Origin of the sequence: Pseudomonas arabinosi (genome assembly GCF_047758675.1) — a bacterium.
Taxonomy (GTDB): domain Bacteria; phylum Pseudomonadota; class Gammaproteobacteria; order Pseudomonadales; family Pseudomonadaceae; genus Aquipseudomonas; species Aquipseudomonas arabinosi.
In genome coordinates this window covers 6,517,055-6,535,142 of record NZ_CP180480.1, presented here as the reverse complement: position 1 = coordinate 6,535,142, position 18,088 = coordinate 6,517,055, and the positions used below count along the sequence as shown (strand labels likewise).

Annotated in this window: 13 protein-coding genes; all 13 read right to left on the bottom strand. The window is 60.4% G+C overall.

Annotated elements, in window-relative coordinates; translation table 11 throughout:
- Positions 1-3: 3 nt before the first annotated feature.
- The 13 genes from ACMXYJ_RS30365 to gcbA all read right to left on the bottom strand — a co-directional run bounded on the left by ACMXYJ_RS30365 (position 4) and on the right by gcbA (position 17,989).
- Positions 4-2,781, bottom strand: coding sequence for a hybrid sensor histidine kinase/response regulator (locus ACMXYJ_RS30365; protein ID WP_415758093.1), 2,778 nt, complete (start codon positions 2,779-2,781; stop codon positions 4-6).
- A gap of 99 nt (positions 2,782-2,880) precedes the next feature.
- Complete coding sequence (gene purD, locus ACMXYJ_RS30360) at positions 2,881-4,176, bottom strand: phosphoribosylamine--glycine ligase (RefSeq protein WP_415758092.1); 1,296 nt, start codon at positions 4,174-4,176, stop codon at positions 2,881-2,883.
- 155 nt (positions 4,177-4,331) lie between these two features.
- A complete protein-coding gene (gene purH, locus ACMXYJ_RS30355; protein ID WP_201183677.1) occupies positions 4,332-5,939 on the bottom strand; it encodes a bifunctional phosphoribosylaminoimidazolecarboxamide formyltransferase/IMP cyclohydrolase in 1,608 nt (535 codons plus the stop codon).
- A gap of 81 nt (positions 5,940-6,020) precedes the next feature.
- Positions 6,021-6,341 (bottom strand): DNA-binding transcriptional regulator Fis, encoded by a 321-nt coding sequence (fis, locus tag ACMXYJ_RS30350; protein ID WP_007907419.1) that lies wholly within the window; start codon positions 6,339-6,341, stop codon positions 6,021-6,023.
- Positions 6,338-7,348 (bottom strand): tRNA dihydrouridine synthase DusB, encoded by a 1,011-nt coding sequence (gene dusB / locus ACMXYJ_RS30345; RefSeq protein WP_017336338.1) that lies wholly within the window; start codon positions 7,346-7,348, stop codon positions 6,338-6,340. The genes fis and dusB overlap by 4 nt, the downstream gene beginning before the upstream one ends.
- 185 nt (positions 7,349-7,533) lie before the next feature.
- Positions 7,534-8,742 carry a DUF3426 domain-containing protein gene (locus tag ACMXYJ_RS30340; RefSeq protein WP_415758091.1) on the bottom strand — a complete coding sequence of 403 codons (1,209 nt, stop codon included), beginning with the start codon at positions 8,740-8,742 and terminating at the stop codon, positions 7,534-7,536.
- Positions 8,743-8,772: 30 nt separating this feature from the next.
- Positions 8,773-9,651, bottom strand: a complete 879-nt coding sequence (gene prmA / locus ACMXYJ_RS30335) for a 50S ribosomal protein L11 methyltransferase (RefSeq protein ID WP_415758090.1) — start codon at positions 9,649-9,651, stop codon at positions 8,773-8,775.
- Positions 9,652-9,941: 290 nt separating this feature from the next.
- Positions 9,942-11,300, bottom strand: a complete 1,359-nt coding sequence (accC, locus tag ACMXYJ_RS30330; RefSeq protein ID WP_008153754.1) for an acetyl-CoA carboxylase biotin carboxylase subunit — start codon at positions 11,298-11,300, stop codon at positions 9,942-9,944.
- Between the two features lie 17 nt (positions 11,301-11,317).
- A complete protein-coding gene (gene accB, locus ACMXYJ_RS30325; protein ID WP_415758089.1) occupies positions 11,318-11,779 on the bottom strand; it encodes an acetyl-CoA carboxylase biotin carboxyl carrier protein in 462 nt (153 codons plus the stop codon).
- Positions 11,780-11,825: 46 nt separating this feature from the next.
- On the bottom strand, positions 11,826-12,278 hold the full coding sequence (gene aroQ, locus ACMXYJ_RS30320) for a type II 3-dehydroquinate dehydratase (protein ID WP_017336343.1): 453 nt from the start codon (positions 12,276-12,278) through the stop codon (positions 11,826-11,828).
- Between the two features lie 131 nt (positions 12,279-12,409).
- On the bottom strand, positions 12,410-14,149 hold the full coding sequence (locus ACMXYJ_RS30315; RefSeq protein WP_415758088.1) for a protein-disulfide reductase DsbD: 1,740 nt from the start codon (positions 14,147-14,149) through the stop codon (positions 12,410-12,412).
- Between the two features lie 170 nt (positions 14,150-14,319).
- Positions 14,320-16,266: a methyl-accepting chemotaxis protein gene (locus ACMXYJ_RS32100; protein ID WP_432760537.1), complete on the bottom strand. Its 1,947-nt coding sequence runs from the start codon at positions 16,264-16,266 to the stop codon at positions 14,320-14,322.
- A 52-nt stretch (positions 16,267-16,318) separates the two neighbouring features.
- A complete protein-coding gene (gene gcbA, locus ACMXYJ_RS30305; protein ID WP_415758087.1) occupies positions 16,319-17,989 on the bottom strand; it encodes a diguanylate cyclase GcbA in 1,671 nt (556 codons plus the stop codon).
- Positions 17,990-18,088: the final 99 nt, after the last annotated feature.

The following is an 18,088-nucleotide window of genomic DNA, read 5'->3' as shown; positions in this document are numbered from 1 at the left end:
GGCTCAGGACGTTTGAGTCGCTGCCCGGATCTGCTGATCACGCTGGGCCACCCAATGCTCGATCAGGTCACGCAGTTGCGACAGCTCGACCGGTTTGGCCATGTGCCCGTCCATACCGGCCTGACGCGCGCGTTCTTTGTGCTCGGCGAGGATGTGTGCGGTCAGCGCCACCACGGGGGTGCGAGTCCGCTGATTACCGACTTCCCAGGCACGCAATTGCTGAGTCGCGGAGAAGCCGTCGAGGATCGGCATTTCGCAGTCCATCAGGACCAGGTCATAACGCTGGGCTTTCATCGCCTGCAAGGCTTCTTCGCCATTGCTGGCGGTGTCCGGTTGCAGGTTGAGCTTGCCCAGCATGCCGCGAATCACCTTGGTCGAGATGCTGTTGTCTTCGGCCACCAGGATGCGGAAATCGCTTGGCACCTTCACCGGTAAGGGAGGGCCGGCGGGCAGGTGATGCGAGATGGGAAGGCCCTTGTTTCGCTGGTTCAGCTCGTCGGCCAACGTCGTCTTGAGGGTGTAGCCGGCCACCGGTTTGGCGAGGATGCGTTTGATCCCCGAGTTGCGCGCGATGATCTTGCTGGGCGCATTGCTGATGCCGGTGAGCATGATCAGCAGGATGTCGTGGTTCAGGCTCGGGTCTTCCTTGATCTTGGCCGCCAGTTGCATGCCGGTCATGCCGGGCATGTTCTGGTCCAGCAGGACCACGTCGAAGTAATCGCGCAAGTGAGCCTTGGTGCGCAGCAGCGCCAGAGCTTCCTTGCCGGACGCGACGGCACTGACATTCAGGCCCCAGGCGCTGCACTGTTGCACCAGCACTTTGCGACAGGTGTCGTTGTCGTCCACCACCAACACCCGTGCGCCCTGCAGGGGGCCATCAAGGTCAGACGTCGGGTGTTCGAGGCGGTCAGGGTCCAGCGGCAGGGTCAGCCACAAGGTGCTGCCCTGATTGGTGCCGCTCTTGATCCCGAACTCCCCTTGCATCAAGCGAATCAGTTGACGGGCGATCACCAGCCCCAGATTGCCTCCCAGACGTGTAGCCGAGAGGAAGTGCTTGCTGTGCAGTTCGGCGTGCATCAATGCATCGCGCTCTTCGGCGTCCATCGGCTCACCGCTGTCCTGCACGGCAATGCGCAAGCGTGGTTTGGCACTGCGTTCATCGAGGGCGACGACGATCAGGATTTCGCCTTCGTCGGTTTTCTTCAGGGCGTTTTCCAGCAGGCTCAGCAGGGTCTGACGCAGACGCGTCGGGTCACCGCTGATGACGCGCGGCACTTGCGGCTGGATAAAGCTGATCAGCTCGACATTCTGCTGTTCGGCCTTGGCGCGGAAGATGCTCAGACAATCTTCGATCAGTGCGTTGAGGTCGAACTGCACATCGTCCAGTTCGATCTGCCCGGATTCGAGCTTGGATATGTCGAGAATCTCGTTGATCAGTGTCAGCAGTTCGTTGCCGGCACTGTGGATGGTCTGTACATAGTCGCGCTGCTTGACCGAGAGCGGCGTGCCCAGCAGCAGCTCGGTCATGCCCAGCACGCCATTCATCGGGGTGCGGATTTCGTGGCTGATTTTTGCCAGGAATTCGGCCTTGGCGTTGATCTCGGCGTTGCTGGCGGCCAGGTCGCGGCTGACGCTGAAACGGGCTTCGGTGATGCTGCGCTGACGTTCGCTCAAGGCAATGCTCATCAACACGCCGCTGATGCAGATTAACCCCAGCAGCGTCATGATCAAGCCTTGCGGTGCGACCAGGGTCAACCCCAGCAGTGCCGGCAACATGATCAGAGTGCCAATGTTGAACACCACCATCGCCGCGACGAACAGGCGCGCCGGGCGATAACCTTTTTGCCAGTGACAGGCGCTGACGAACAACATGCTCAGACCTGCCAGAGCGACCAGGGCGTAGGTCATGATGTTCAGCGGCAGCGTGTTGACGAATAACAGCAGCAAGCCGCAGACCACGATGAACAGGATGTCCCCCAGCAGCAGCTTGTTCAGCGGGTGCGGGCCGAGTGGGGCGAAGAAACGATAGGCGAACATCAGGCCGCACGGTGCGGTCAGCAGCAAGGCGAGGTAGGCGCCAGGTGTCTGCACCGCGTGCCAGTCCGGCAGCCAAGGCCCTGCCAGATTCAGCAACAGCAACAGGCTGAGCATCAACAATGCTTCACATCCGGCCAGCCAGAAACTGCTGCGTGAGCGGGTATAGGCGTAGCGGACGAGGCTGTACAGGATCAACATCCCCAGGCAACCGAACAACAGTCCGTAGATCAGCGTCTGATTCTGATTGGCCGCGGTCATGACCGCCGACTGCAGGGTGATGTAAGGCCTCAACTGATGGTCGGAGACCAGTCGCAGGTAAACGTCGAGAGGTTTTTCGTTTTGCGGCAGCGGCAACATGAAGTCGCTGCTGGGCAGTGGCCGTTCAACCTGGGGCTGGCCGGTGCCGGTGTTCAGTTGCTCGATCAGCGTGTCGCCGTCCAGCACATACAGATTGAGGTGCGACAGGTCGGGAGCGAACACCCGCAGCAACTGTTCGTGCTTGCCGGGAGCGAGTCTGAAACGCAGCCATAACGCGCCATCGGGCTCGGCGGCGGTGAGGCGGTCGAGTTCAATGGGGCTGAATTGATTGGTGTAGCGAGCGGAACGGATGTCGCTGAGCTGCAGGTCACCCTGTTCGTCGAGCAATACCGCCCAGCCACTGCCTTGCGCGGCCTGGGCCGGGAGCATGCAGAGCAAGGTCAGCAGAGTGGCGGTGAATCCTATGGCAATCCTGAGCCAGCGCACGGCGAAATCCCTTCGTAGGTTAATGCCAGAATATAACTATGCGCGGCACCGGAATAGTCCGGCAAGGGCCCGAAGCCCTTGCCTGGCCGAATGGCGTTCTTATTCCTGATTTTCGCCACGCTCGCGGGCAATGGCACGGTAGCCAATGTCCTTGCGATAGAAACAGCCTTCCCAGTCAATTTTGGCCGCCAGCTTGTAAGCCTGCTGCTGAGCGGCATCGACGCTGGCACCCATTGCCGTGGCGCAGAGTACCCGACCACCGGCCGTCACCACTTGACCGTCCTTGAGTGCAGTGCCGGCGTGGAAGACTTTGCCTTCCAGTGCTGCAGCTGCATCGAGACCGTTGATGGCAACGCCTTTAGCGTAGTCACCAGGATAGCCGCCCGCCGCCAGCACGATGCCGACGCTCGGACGCGGATCCCATTGTGCTTCGACCTTGTCCAGCGCTTGCGCCAGAGCCGCTTCGACCAGCAATACCAGGCTCGACTGCAAACGCAGCATCACCGGTTGGGTCTCAGGGTCGCCGAAACGGCAGTTGAATTCGATGACTTTTGGGTTACCGGCTTTGTCGATCATCAGACCGGCGTACAGGAAACCCGTGTAAACATTGCCTTCCTCGGCCATGCCGCGCACGGTTGGCCAGATCACCAGGTCCATGACGCGCTTGTGCACTTGCGCGGTCACGACCGGGGCAGGGGAGTAGGCACCCATGCCGCCAGTGTTCGGACCGGTGTCGCCGTCGCCGACGCGTTTGTGGTCCTGGCTGGTGGCCATCGGCAATACGTTCTTGCCGTCGACCATGACGATGAAGCTGGCTTCTTCGCCGTCCAGGAACTCTTCGATCACTACGCGCGAGCCTGCGTCGCCGAATGCGTTTCCGGCCAGCATGTCGCGCACGGCGTCTTCGGCTTCGGTCAACGTCATGGCAACGATCACGCCTTTACCGGCGGCCAGGCCATCGGCCTTGATCACGATCGGTGCGCCTTTTTCACGCAGGTAAGCCAGGGCAGGCTCGATCTCGGTGAAGTTCTGGTAGTCGGCGGTCGGGATCTTGTGGCGCGCCAGGAAATCCTTGGTGAAGGCTTTCGAACCTTCCAGCTGAGCAGCGCCAGCGGTCGGACCGAAGCAATCCAGGCCACGGGAGCGGAACAGATCGACGACACCAGCGACCAGCGGCACTTCCGGGCCGACGATGGTCAGGGAAACATTCTTCTCGGCGAAGTCAGCAAGCTGTTCAAGGGCCAGCACGTCGATAGCGACGTTCTCGCACTTGGCTTCAATGGCGGTGCCAGCGTTGCCCGGAGCCACGAAAACCTTCTGCACGCGCGGATCCTGAGCCACTTTCCAGGCCAGGGCGTGTTCACGGCCACCGCTGCCAATGATCAAAACATTCATTTCAAAAACCTCGGTTGACGCTAATTCTGTGGAGCACCGCAGAGATGCTTTTCTGTAGGAGTGAGCCTGCTCGCGATGGCGGCGTTACATTCAGAATCTATGTGTCTGAAAGGACGCTTTCGCGAGCAGGCTCACTCCTACAGTGGATCGTGTGCTTAGTGACGGAAGTGGCGCATGCCAGTAAAGACCATGGCGATGCCAGCCTCGTCGGCTGCTGCAATCACTTCGTTATCGCGCATCGAGCCGCCTGGCTGGATCACCGCAGTGATACCAACCTTGGCCGCGTTGTCGATACCGTCGCGGAACGGGAAGAATGCATCGGATGCCATGACCGCACCTTGCACTTGCAAACCGGCGTGTTCAGCCTTGATCGCAGCAATGCGCGCGGAGTTCACGCGGCTCATCTGGCCAGCGCCGACACCGATGGTCTGACGGTTCTTGGCGTAGACGATGGCGTTGGACTTAACGTACTTGGCGACTTTCCAGGCGAAGATCAGGTCGTGGATCTCTTGCTCGGTCGGAGCGCGTTTGGTCACGACTTTCAAGTCGTCGGCACCGATCATGCCGATGTCGCGGCTCTGTACCAGCAGGCCACCGTTGACGCGTTTGTAGTCCCACGCAGCGGCGCGATCAGCTGACCACTCGCCGCAGGCCAGCAGGCGCACGTTGGCTTTGGCAGCCACGATGGCGCGAGCTTCTTCGCTGACGGATGGGGCGATGATCACTTCGACGAACTGACGCTCGACGATGGCCTTGGCGGTTTCAGCATCCAGTTCGCGGTTGAAGGCGATGATGCCGCCGAACGCCGATTCGGTGTCGGTGGCGTAGGCCAGTTCGTAAGCCTGACGGATGCCGCCTTCGGCGTCCGGGCTGACCGCAACGCCGCACGGGTTGGCGTGCTTGACGATCACGCAAGCCGGTTTGACGAAGCTCTTCACGCATTCCAGTGCGGCGTCAGTGTCGGCCACGTTGTTGTACGACAGCTCTTTGCCTTGCAGTTGGGTAGCCGTGGCGATACCGACTTCGGCAGGCTTGGTTTCCACGTAGAACGCCGCACTCTGGTGTGGGTTCTCGCCGTAGCGCATTTCCTGAGCCTTGACGAACTGGCTGTTGAAAGTGCGCGGGAACTCGCTGCGACCGGAGGTCGAGAGGGTGTCAGCCGCCTGGTTCACGGTGCCCATGTAGTTGGCGATCATGCCGTCATAGGCGGCGGTGTGTTCGAAGGCCTTGAGCATCAGGTCGAAACGCTGAGCGTAGGTCAGGCCGCCAGCCTTGAGGCTTTCGAGGACGCTGGCGTAGTCGCTGGCATTCACCACGATGGCCACGTCTTTGTGGTTTTTTGCAGCCGAACGGACCATGGTCGGGCCGCCGATATCGATGTTTTCGATCGCGGTCGGCAGGTCGCAGCCTGGCTTGTTGATGGTTGCTTCGAACGGGTACAGGTTGACCGCTACCAGGTCGATCGGCTTGATGCCGTGCTCGTTCATGATGGCGTCGTCGATACCGCGACGACCGAGGATCCCACCGTGGATTTTCGGGTGCAGGGTTTTCACCCGACCGTCCATCATTTCTGCGAAACCGGTGTAATCCGCGACTTCCACTGCGGCAACACCGTTGTCGCGCAGCAGCTTGAACGTTCCGCCGGTGGAGAGGATCTCGACGCCCAGGGCTTCAAGCTCTTTGGCGAATTCGAGGATCCCGGTCTTGTCGGAAACGCTGATCAAGGCGCGGCGGATCGGCAGGCGGGTAGTCTGGTCGGTCATTTCAATTTCCATCAAAAGCAAAGGAGTCAGCAAAAAAGGCGACCGTTTTTACGCGGGCGCCTTTCTGGTTTGATTGAATGCTTACAGCAAATCGTACTGCTTGAGTTTCTTGCGCAGCGTGCCTCGGTTCAGCCCGAGCAGCTCGCTGGCCTTGGTCTGGTTGCCCTTGACGTAGTTCATCACGCACTCGAGCAGGGGGGCCTCGACTTCGGAGAGCACCAGGTTGTACACATCCGTGACGGCAGCGCCCTCAAGGTGGGCGAAATAATTGTGCAGCGCCTTCTCGACACTCCCGCGAAGGGTCTGACCTTCTTCGCTCGGCGTATTGAGGTGCTGTTTCAAATTCACGTTGTCGCTCACGGGTGTTGTTCCACTCACTAAAGTCTCGGTCATCATCGTCATGCGGCCACCTCTTCTCCGTCCCCTGTCAGGCTCTTGTAACGTTCGGCGAAGAAGCCCTGAACGTTGGCGCATTGTGCTTCCGTATCTTCCAAACGATTGAAGTGGGCGCGAAACTCCCTGGCGCCCGGCAAGGTTGCGAGATACCAGCCCACATGCTTTCGAGCAATGCGTACGCCCATGACGTCTCCATAGAAGACGTGCAGCGCAGCCAGATGCTCTAGCAGAATGCGTTCCACCTCGATCAGTTCCAGTGCCGGGAGTTTCTCGCCGGTACGCAGAAAATGATCGATCTCACGAAAAATCCATGGCCGCCCCTGGGCGGCCCGGCCTACCAGCAGGCCATCGGCACCGGTCGCATCGAGTACGTACCGGGCCTTCTCTGGCGAATCGATATCGCCGTTGGCAAAGACCGGAATCGACACGGCCTGCTTGATCGCGGCAATGGTGTCGTACTCGGCTTCGCCGGTGTACAGATCGGCACGGGTGCGGCCATGGACCGCCAACGCCGTAATGCCTGCCTGCTCGGCGATCTTCGCCACGGTCAGGCCGTTCTTGTTGTCCCGGTCCCAGCCGGTGCGGATCTTCAGGGTCACCGGCACATCAACCGCAGCCACTACGGCCTGCAGGATCTCGGTCACCAGTGCTTCATCCTTCAACAGCGCGGACCCGGCGGCCTTGTTGCAGACCTTCTTCGCCGGACAGCCCATGTTGATATCAATAATCTGTGCGCCCAGTTCAACGTTGGCCCGGGCCGCATCCGCCAGCATCTGTGCATCGCCACCGGCGATCTGTACCGAGCGGGGCTCGGGATCACCTTCGTGGATCATGCGCATCCGCGATTTGCGGGTGTTCCACAAGCTCATGTCGCTGGTGACCATTTCCGAGACTACAAGTCCTGCGCCCAGTCGCTTGCACAGCTGACGAAAGGGTTGGTCTGTAACCCCCGCCATCGGGGCGAGAATCAAGCCGTTGTGCAATGTGTAAGGACCGATGCGTACCGCCGACATAGGACTTCCCTGTTGTGGGGTCGGATCATGAGAGTTCGAAAAAGGGTTGGCATGATACCCGCTCTCGATGACTGGATAAAGGCTGAATTGAACAAAATCTGAACAGTTATTCTGTTATCGCCAGCGGTTTGGTGTGAGCGGCCAAAGTCAGAAATATGCCGTCAAAGCCGTAACACTGAACCGTTTCACTCGGGCGAATGGAAGCTCAGGCTGTAATTCACTGCTTTGGAGCCTGGATCGAGGATATCCAGTGCGATGTGGATCGGCGTTTGCGGAGGCATTTCCGCCATCCCTTCGAGATCGCCGTTGAGGTACTCGCCGGGCTTGAAACGACGGCTGGCGATCAGGTGGCCGTTGAGGTCGGCAAAACGCAACTCCAGCAGCGGGAAAGGCTGGGAGAAGGGCGCGCGGTTGTAGATGATCGCGTCGACCACCAGTGCACCGTTGAAGTCCGGGTGGCTGCGGACCACCAGGTTGCTGCTTTTGATTTTGGCAATGTCGACTTTGGATGGCACGGTGCAGCCGATTTGCGGACACACTTGCTGGAACCATGGACGGTACTGGTCCTGACGCGCCAGTTCTTCGAAATGGTAGGCGATGTACTGGCCGGCAAGCGCGGCGGCACCGAGCAGGATCAGCAGCAGCCAGAAAAATCGGCGACCCCAGGGCGAGCGGCGTTTTTGCCAGTCCAGTTGCAATGGGTCATCGGTCAGGTCTTGCAGGGCTTCAGCGCGGACAGCCGGCTCACGCTTTTTGCGCACGGGTTCGATCGAGGGCAGATCGTCGTCGATGTCATCCGTCGCCGACAGGCGTTCGTGATGCATCGGGGCGTCGAGCGGGTCGTGCAGGCGCAGCTGTGGCGGCAGATGTTCATCGTCCAGCTCCACCGGTTCCAGAGACAGCGAAGGTTCGGTGCGCGAGTATTTGCTCGGGTCGAGTTCCAGCTCTGGCAAGTCGGCTTCAGTGGTCTGCGCACGATCGGCGGCCGATTCGCTGAACAGGCTGTCGGGCCATGGCGCTTCTTCGTGCTCGACGGTATCCCGGCTGGCACTCAGGTTATCTTCGCGCTGTCGGCCGAACTCCGTGGTCGGCTGGATCTCCCGTTGTTCGAGACGGGCGAGTTCTTCGTCCAGGTCCAGACTGTCCAGATCCAGCTCGGCCGCGGTCCATTGCTTTTGGCTGATGGCTCGCGGCTCCGGCGGTTCGACGATGGCCGGGGCTGCCGGCGTGATCGCGTCCTTGCCGGACCGTTGCTCAAGTAGCTGCTTGGCGGCGTTGAACACCTGCAAGCACGAGCCGCAACGAACCACTCCGCGAGCCACGCTCAACTGAGCATGGCTGACGCGGAAGCTGGTTTGGCAATGCGGGCACTGAGTGACGAAGCTGTCGGTCATGCGGCAATCCGGTTTATGCAGGCGTTCATTCTAGCGCCGACGGCCAGTGATGCGCACCCAGCCATCGCGATTGGCGATCGGGTCCAGATCGAAGTCCTGGGCGTAAGCCTTGGCGACTTCTTCACCTTGCTCGGCGAGGATGCCCGACAGCGCCAGACGACCACCGGATTTGACCAGGCTGGACAATTGCGGCGCCAGGGAAACCAGCGGGCCGGCCAGAATGTTGGCGACCAGCACGTCGGCCGGAACCTGCGGCAGATCTTGCGGCAGATACAGCGGGAAGAGTTCTTCGGCAATGTTGTTGCGGCCGGCGTTATCGCGGGAGGCTTCCAGGGCTTGCACGTCGATATCGGTACCCACGGCTTCCTTGGCGCCCAGCAGCAGGGCGGCAATCGCCAGAATCCCCGAGCCGCAGCCGAAGTCCAATACGTTGCAGTCCTTCAGGTCCTGGCCATCGAGCCACTCCAGGCACAGCGCGGTAGTCGGGTGAGTGCCGGTGCCGAACGCCAGGCCCGGGTCCAGCAGCAAATTCACCGCGTCAGGCTCTGGCGCGGCGTGCCAGCTTGGAACGATCCACAGGCGCTGGCCGAAACGCATCGGCTGGAAACCGTCCATCCAGCTACGTTCCCAGTCCTGGTCTTCGATGACTTCATTGTGATGCTCGGGCAGCGGACTGCCGGTCAGCAACTCAAGGTGGGCCAGCACGGTGGCGGCTTCGGTGCCACCTTCGAACAGGGCCAGCAGGTGCGTGTGCGACCACAACGGCGTGGTGTTGAGTTCCGGCTCGAAGATCGGTTGATCTTCGGCGTCCATGAAAGTCACCGATACGGCGCCCACTTCAAGGAAAGCGTCTTCGTAGGTTTCGGCTTGTTCTGGGCTGATGGCGAGACGGACTTGCAGCCAAGGCATGGCGGGCACCTTTGAAAAATATTGATTGCAGCCTAGCGGGCTGCGAGAAGCGCGCAAGTTTACGCGAGCGCGAAGGTTTTGTGGGAGTCGCTTGCCCTGTGCATCGACACATACCCCTGTGGGAGCGAGCTTGCTCGCGATAGCGGTGTATTAGTCGATATCGATAGTGGATTTGCCGACGTCATCGCGAGCAAGCTCGCTCCCACAGGGGGGGCTGGGCGGTAGCTCGGATGAAACCTTCAGAAACAACAAAGCCGCTCGAAAGCGGCTTTGTTGGTATGGATCACAGCTTAATGCTTTTCGCCAGCCAGCTTGTGTTCCAGGTAGTGGATGTTGATTCCACCTTTGCAGAAGCCTTCATCGCGGACCAGGTCGCGGTGCAGCGGGATGTTGGTCTTGATCCCGTCGACAACGATTTCGTCCAGCGCATTGCGCATGCGCGCCAGGGCTTCGTCACGAGTTGCGCCGTAGGTGATCAGCTTGCCGATCAACGAATCGTAGTTCGGCGGAACGGCATAGCCACTGTACAGGTGCGAATCGACGCGAACGCCGTTGCCGCCTGGTGCGTGGAAATGCTTGACCGTGCCCGGGCTCGGCATGAAGGTTTTCGGGTCTTCGGCGTTGATCCGGCATTCCAGTGCATGACCGCGGATAACCACGTCTTCCTGGGTGTACGACAGCTTGTTGCCAGCGGCGATGCTGAGCATCTCCTTGACGATGTCGATGCCGGTGACCATTTCAGATACCGGGTGCTCAACCTGAACGCGTGTGTTCATTTCGATGAAATAGAACGCGCCGTTCTCGTACAGGAACTCGAAAGTACCCGCGCCACGGTAGTTGATGTCGATGCAAGCCTTGACGCAGCGTGCGAGGACTTCAGCCCGTGCCTTCTCGTCGATGCCCGGTGCCGGCGCTTCTTCGAGAACCTTCTGGTGACGACGTTGCAGCGAGCAATCGCGGTCGCCCAGATGGATGGCGTGACCCTGGCCGTCGGAAAGTACCTGAACTTCCACGTGACGTGGGTTGGTCAGGAATTTTTCCAGATAGACCATCGGGTTGCCGAACGCCGCGCCTGCTTCGGTGCGGGTCAGTTTGGCGAAGGAGATCAGGTCTTCTTCTTTATGCACAACGCGCATGCCGCGACCACCGCCGCCGCCAGCGGCTTTGATGATCACCGGGTAACCGACTTCGCGACCGATGCGCAGAGCAGTTTCTTCGTCTTCAGGCAGCGGGCCGTCGGAACCCGGAACGGTTGGAACGCCCGCAGCGATCATGGCGTGCTTGGCTGATACCTTGTCGCCCATCAGGCGAATGGTGTCGGCTTTCGGGCCAATGAACGCGAAGCCGGAGTTCTCGACCTGTTCAGCGAAATCAGCGTTTTCCGCAAGGAAACCGTAGCCTGGGTGAATGGCGGTAGCGCCGGTCACTTCAGCCGCGGCGATGATTGCCGGGATGTGCAGGTAAGAATGCGCGGCCGAGGCCGGGCCGATGCAGACGGATTCGTCTGCCAGACCCAGGTGCATCAGCTCTTTGTCGGCCTTGGAGTAAACGGCGACAGTCTTGATGCCCATCTCTTTGCAGGCACGCAGGATCCGCAGGGCGATCTCACCGCGGTTGGCGATCAGAACTTTTTCCAACTTCGCAGTCATCAAAGTTACTCCGCGGTTCAAACGATGGTGAACAGCGGTTGGTCGTACTCAACCGGCTGGCCGTCTTCGACGAGGATAGATTCGATCACACCGCTGGATTCAGCTTCGATGTGGTTCATCATCTTCATGGCTTCGACGATGCACAGGGTGTCGCCTTTCTTCACGGTCTGGCCGACTTCAACGAAGGACGGCGAGGCTGGCGAAGACTTGCGATAGAAGGTGCCGACCATAGGCGAACGGGCAACGTTACCGTTCAGAACTGGCGCGGTCGGAGCAGCAGGAGCGGCAGCGGCAACCGGGGCAGCAGCAACAGGCGCCGGCGCCGGCGCATGCATTGGAGCCGGTGCGTAGTACTGCTGAGCCGGGGTCTTGCTGTGACGGCTGATGCGTACGGACTCTTCGCCTTCCTTGATCTCGAGCTCGTCGATGCCGGACTCTTCCAGCAGTTCGATCAGTTTCTTAACTTTACGGATATCCATGAATCATCAACTCCCAAGGGTCGGTCAGGGGCTTAACGCTTGTTGTTCAAGCTGTTGCCTGTCTTTCAAGCTGTTCCAGGGCGGCCTCCAGGGCCAGTCGATAACCGCTGGCGCCAAGGCCGCAGATCACTCCCACCGCTACATCGGAGAAGTAAGAGTGATGGCGGAAAGGTTCGCGTTTGTGCACGTTAGACAAATGCACTTCGATGAATGGGATGCTCACCGCCAGCAGCGCGTCACGTAATGCGACACTTGTGTGCGTAAAAGCTGCTGGGTTGATCAGAATGAAGTCCACACCTTCGCTGCGGGCAGCGTGGATGCGGTCGATCAATTCGTACTCGGCGTTGCTTTGCAGGTGCAGCAAATGGTGGCCGGCTTCACGGGCACGGCGTTCCAGGTCCTGGTTGATCTGCGCCAGTGTCGTAGCGCCGTAGGTGCCCGGTTCACGGGTGCCGAGCATGTTCAGGTTGGGTCCGTGCAGAACCAGTAGCGTCGCCATCTGCTGTTCCTTGTTATCTGTGTGCAATTGTCAGAACCCGGCGACTATGCCGCAAAGCCTTTGTGACTGTCCAGTTCTATGCAATAGCCAGCACGATGGCCGATGTTTGCGCGAAATATGTGACCGGGTTCTTAAATCCGGTCATTTGCTTTCGCAACACGTTCGGCGAAGTCGGTGGCGTTGATCTCGCCGATCACTCGCACATCGGCGTGTTCGACGCCGTCCTTGCCGAAAAACATCAGCGCTGGCGGGCCGAACAGTTTGTAGCGGTCGAGCAGGGCGCGTTGTTCGGCGTTGCTGGCAGTGATGTCGAAGCGGATCAGTCGATAGCCTTTGAGGCGTTCGACGACCTTGGCGTCTTTGAGCACTTCATGTTCGATGACTTTGCAGCTGATGCACCAGTCGGCGTACCAGTCGAGCAGCAGCGGGGTGCCCGATGATTTGGCTTCGGCGAGGACGCGGTCCAGGTCTGCCGGGGTGCTGACGGTTTGCCAGGCGCTGTTGTTTTGCGGTTGCTCGTTGCCGACAACCGAGCGGGGCTGGCCAATCGGATTGAGCGGATCGGTCTGACCGCTGAACGCTCCGTACCAACACGCCAGCGCATAAAACAGCAGGAACATCCCAAGCAATTGGCCCAGGCGTTTTCTCGGCGGTTTGTAGACGAACTCCAGCGCCCCCATGAACAACCCGACGCCACCGGCCAGTAAACCGATCAGCAGCAACGTGATCTGGCCCGGCAGTACTCGACTGAGCAGACCGATCGCCAGCCCCAGCAACAAAACGCCTATCGCGTTTTTCACATAGATCAGCCAGGGGCCGCTTTTCGGCAGCCAGGCGGCGCCACCGGTGGCGACCAGCAACAGCGGGGCGCCCATGCCGAGGCCAAGCATGAACAGTTTCAAACCACCGCCCACTGCATCGCCGCTGGCGCTGATGTACAGCAGCGCGCCGGCCAGCGGCGCCGAGACGCAGGGCGAAACAAGCAGGCTGGAAACCACGCCCAGCACAGCGGCACCCCACAACGAACCACCCTCGGTGCGACCGGCGATCCGATCCAGCCGACTGCTGATCGCGTGAGGCAGCTTGAGTTCGAAGACGCCAAACATCGCCAAGGCAAACAGCGCAAAAAACATCGCAAACGGCACCAGCACCCATGCCGATTGCAGCCGCGCCTGAAGATTGAGCTGTGCGCCGAACATCCCCATCAATGCGCCGAGCAGGGCGAAGCAGGCGGCCATTGGCAGCACATAAGCGAGGGACAGATTGAAGCCGCGCAAACCTCCCACCTGACCACGCAACACCACGCCGGACAGGATCGGCAGCATCGGCAGCACACACGGTGTGAACGTCAGGCCTATGCCTGCGAGGAAGAACAGCGCCAGTTCGCGCCAGCTCCAGGCTGGAGTCGTACCTGCGCTGCCATCAATACTCAGGCGCTCGGTCTCGGGTGGATAGCACAAGCCTTTGTCGGCGCAACCCTGATACGTAACCACCAGGGTGAAGGCGCGTTGATCGGTGCGCGGCAGCTCTACGTCGAGAACCCCGTGGTAGACCTCGACATCGCCAAAATACTCATCGCGCTTCTGTTCGCCCTTGGGCAGTTGCGCGGCGCCCAGGCCAACATCACTCGGGTCAGCGCGAAACTGAAAACGATGGCGATAGAGGTAGTAACCCTCTGTGGCGACGAAGCGCAGCTTGATCGATTGCGGCGTGCTTTCTACCAGGCTCAGCTGAAAGGCTTCGCGTACTGGCAGAAAGTCGGCGCTGTTGTTGATCGAGCCCAGCGTCGAGCTGGGTCGACTGTCCAGCAAACCGGCGGCGGAGGCCGGCAGGGCTAGCACTAAAAACAACAGGCAGAGCAAACGGCGCATGAGAATCTCGCGTATCGAAAGTGAAGGCATGATAGCGGACGGCGGTCGGGTGTGCAGGGCGAGTCCTGTGGTGATTGTTCTGACGCCTTCGCGAGCAAGCCCGCTCCCACACTGGTCCTGTGAACGACCCAGATCAATGTGGGAGCGAGCCTGCTCGCGATGGCAATCCATCAGACGCGGAAAGCCTGGACGGCTGTATGCAATCGTCCACCCAGCACCAGCAAATGCTCCCCTTGCTCACGCCCCTGGCCAATACGCAGCAAGTTATCCCCACCCAATTGGTGAATCCGCTCACTGTGATCGCGGATTTCGCTGACGGCACCGCTCTGCTGGGCGGTGACATCGGCGATGCGCACGGCGGTGTCGGAAATGGTCTGGATCGCGCCGACGATTTTATCCAGCGCACCGTCGGCGGCCTGGGCCTGATTGGCAGTGGCTTCGGCGTGTTCGACCTGGGCGCGCATGCCTTCCACCGATTGTCGCGCCGCGGTTTGCAAACCGGCGATTAACGTCTGGATCTCTGCTGTGGCGCCAGCGGTGCGTTGTGCCAGTGATCGAACTTCTTCGGCCACCACCGCAAACCCTCGACCCATTTCCCCGGCACGGGCCGCTTCGATGGCGGCGTTCAGGGCCAGCAGGTTGGTCTGGTCGGCAATCGAGCGGATCACCGTCAGCACGCCGCCAATGGTTGCCGACTCTTCGGCCAGGTGTTCGATCATTTGCGCGTTGCCTTGCACTTCGCCGACCAGCGCGTGCAGCCCTGTGAGGCTTAAACCGATGACTTTCTGGCCGTGCTCCACCGCCAGCCCGGCATGGCGGCTGGCGTCGGCGGCCTGGCTGGCATCGCCGGCAACCTGTTGAATGGTCGCTTCCAGCTCGCCGAGAGAATCACGGATCAGCGCCGTGTCGCCGGCCTGGTGTTCGGCACCGCTGTGCAGGTCATTGCTCAACTCGGCCAGCGTTCGGCTGCTACCGGCGACCTGCTCGGCGTTGAGGCGAATGGTCCCGACCAGGGCGACCAGATAGGCGCGCAAGCGATTGAGCGAAGCTTGAATGTCGTGCAGTTCACGATTGGTAGCGCCCAGTTCAATGTCCCGGCTGAAGTCGCCCTCGGCCCAGGTCGAAAGGGCCGGGGCGAGGTTGGTCAGCGTCCGGGCGAGTTTCCGTTGCAAGGTGTCGATCAGCAAAGCAATCAACAGAATCAGGCCAATCATCACCCCTTGCATGAGCCGCACTTCGCTCTGGATCTGTCCGTGCTGGGCGCGAACCACCGGTTCCAGTCCGGCAATGGCCTGCTGCACGGCGGCGATTTTCAGGTGAGTGGCGGCGCTGAGGCCGGTGCGTTTCTGGATCTGCTCACGAGTACGGGAGAGTTCGGCGGGGTAGCGCGTCAGCAGGCTGTTGAGTTCGCGCTTGAGGCCGACGCCCGCATCTTCGGCAACAGCTTTTTCGGTGTTCTCCAAGCCCATCATCGCGGCGAAATCATCGGTGCCGGATTCGCTGCTGCCGGCTACACCGAGCAGCGGCAAGGTGCCCAGCAACTCTGCCTGAGTGCGAATGTTGGCGACTTCACGCTCGACATCGGCGGCCAATTCGCTGCGTCCGCTGCTGACCAGTTTGTCCCGGGCCAGAGACAATTTGCCCAAGTGCTGGGAGGCGGCGAGCAACGGCGTCAGATACGCCGCGTTAGCGCTGGCGTATTGGCTGAGCTGATCGAGGCTGGCACCGAGTTCGCGTTCGGCTTGCAGCAACAGCGCTTGCGGATCGCCTGCGAGTTTGCCGGCGGCCAGCAGGTCGGTTTTGCTGAATTCTTCAAGGTTCGACAGGCTCGGGCGCAAGGTGTCGGCCAACGCCGGCGGCAACTCCCCGAGTTCCTTTTGCACGCCGTCGATGGCCTGGCCGGCACTGCTCAGGCGCAGGGCATCGCCGCTGGCGAGGTAGTCCTCGATGTTGCGCGCGACTTCATTTTGAAATTGCTGGGACAAGCCCAAGTAACGCTCCATCAACAGATAGGGGCGCTCCAGGGCCTTTTGCGACCACCAAAGTGTGGCGCCAAGGGCCACGCACACGGCGACTAAAAGGAGGGTGTTGAGATTGGTCAGCAGCTTCAGGCGCATCGCGGGTCTACCAGCGGCAGAATGGTAAGCGCCTGAATTTATTGCGTTTGTGTTACAGGGTTATGACCGAATGGGTCGATTCCGATGAAAAGGTGGCACTTTGCTTTGATGTTCGCGCGGCCTGCACGCGGTTGCGTCCGGCGTCCTTCGCGCGGTACAGCGCTTCGTCTGCCTGGCTGGCCATCATCAGGCTGTCGGAGTTTTCACACAGTTCCACCACCCCGGCGCTGAACGTGCACCAGAGGTCCTGCGGTTGAGCCGGGTAGTGAATCTCGGCAAAGCGTCGACGGATTTCGTCGAGCACTTTATGGGCCGATTCGAGATCAGTGTCCGGCATGACAATCGCGAACTCTTCACCGCCGTAACGGCCGATGAAATCGGTCTTGCGCAAGCGTTGCTTGAGGAACAGCGCCAGGCTCTTGATTACTCGATCGCCCATGGGGTGGCCGTGGCTGTCGTTGACCCGTTTGAAGTGGTCGATGTCGAGCATCGCAAAGCTCAGCGGCTTGTTCTCGCGGCGGGCGCGGAAGCTGCAGTCTTCGAGCAATTGCAGAATGTGCGTGTGGTTGTACAGCCCGGTGAGGCTGTCGCGGACCATCCGCGCTTTCAGATTGCGCGCCCGCGCCGCGCGGTTACGCACGGTGGTGATCAGGTGCCGGGGCTTGATCGGTTTGGTCAGGAAGTCATCGCCGCCCTCGCTCATGGCGTCGAGCTGCTTGTCCAGATCGTCTTCGGCCGACAGGTAAATGATCGGTACGCTGACATAACGGTCGTTATGGCGGATCACTTTGGCCAGTTCAGTGCCGGTGCAGGCCGGCATGTACATATCGAGGATGATCAGGTCTGGCTGGAAGTCCGCCAGCTCGGCCATGGCCTGGATCGGCTCGATCAAGGTCCGCGTGACGATCCCGGCGCTATTGAGCAGGCGCTCGGTGTGCAAGGCCTGGGCGCGGGAGTCGTCGATGATCAGCACTTTATAGGGTTCGTACTGGGCGACGCAGGTCAGGACTTCGATTTTCTCCAGCAGGCTCGAGGCTTCGAGGGTGCCGGTCAGGAATTCCTGGCCACCGGCACGCACGGCGGCGAGGCGGGTCGGGGTATCGGTTTCGTGCAGGCTGAAGAACAACAGCGGCAATTGATGATCGAGGCCTTCCTGGGCTTCGGCAGCCAGTTTCAGGCCGATGCCGGCGCCACTGAAGTCCACGTCCATGACGATCGCCGCAGGCAAGCGCTCGACCATCGAAGAGCGGAACGCCGCAACGCTGTCGAGGGCTTGAGCGCTGAGCCCAAAAAATTCCAGCTGCTTGGCCAGACGCTCGGCGCGGTCGTGATCCTGCAGCATCACGTAAATAGGCTTGCGCAGTGGCGGCAGAAAGGTCTGGTCCAACTGATCGCCATGGCGCAAGCCGGTGCGTGACAGGCGCTGCATCAAACGATTGAGGTCAGTGATCAGTCCGCTGCTCAGGCGTCCGCGATTGGCGTCGACAGCCTCCAGCGACTGACCGATGTGGCGCGCCAGTTGGGTGTGTTCAGGTTGTTCGAAGCGCTCGGCGAAACGCAGCAGGCGCAGGTTGGCCTCGCTCAGTTCCGATAAATCGGCGGTGGACCACTCACTGAATTGCAGGCGCTGCCATATCTCAAGAATTTGACGTGCCTGATGAATTACCCGCTGGGCAAAGTGGTGCTTGAGGCGCTCACGGCTGGGGTCTTCTGGCTCGGTCATATCCTGACTACTAGTTAGGGTGCATGCTGAGATCGACTGGTGGCTCTATGCTAGCACCTCTTTTCCATCGTATGAGTGTCGTACGTCAATTAACTGCAA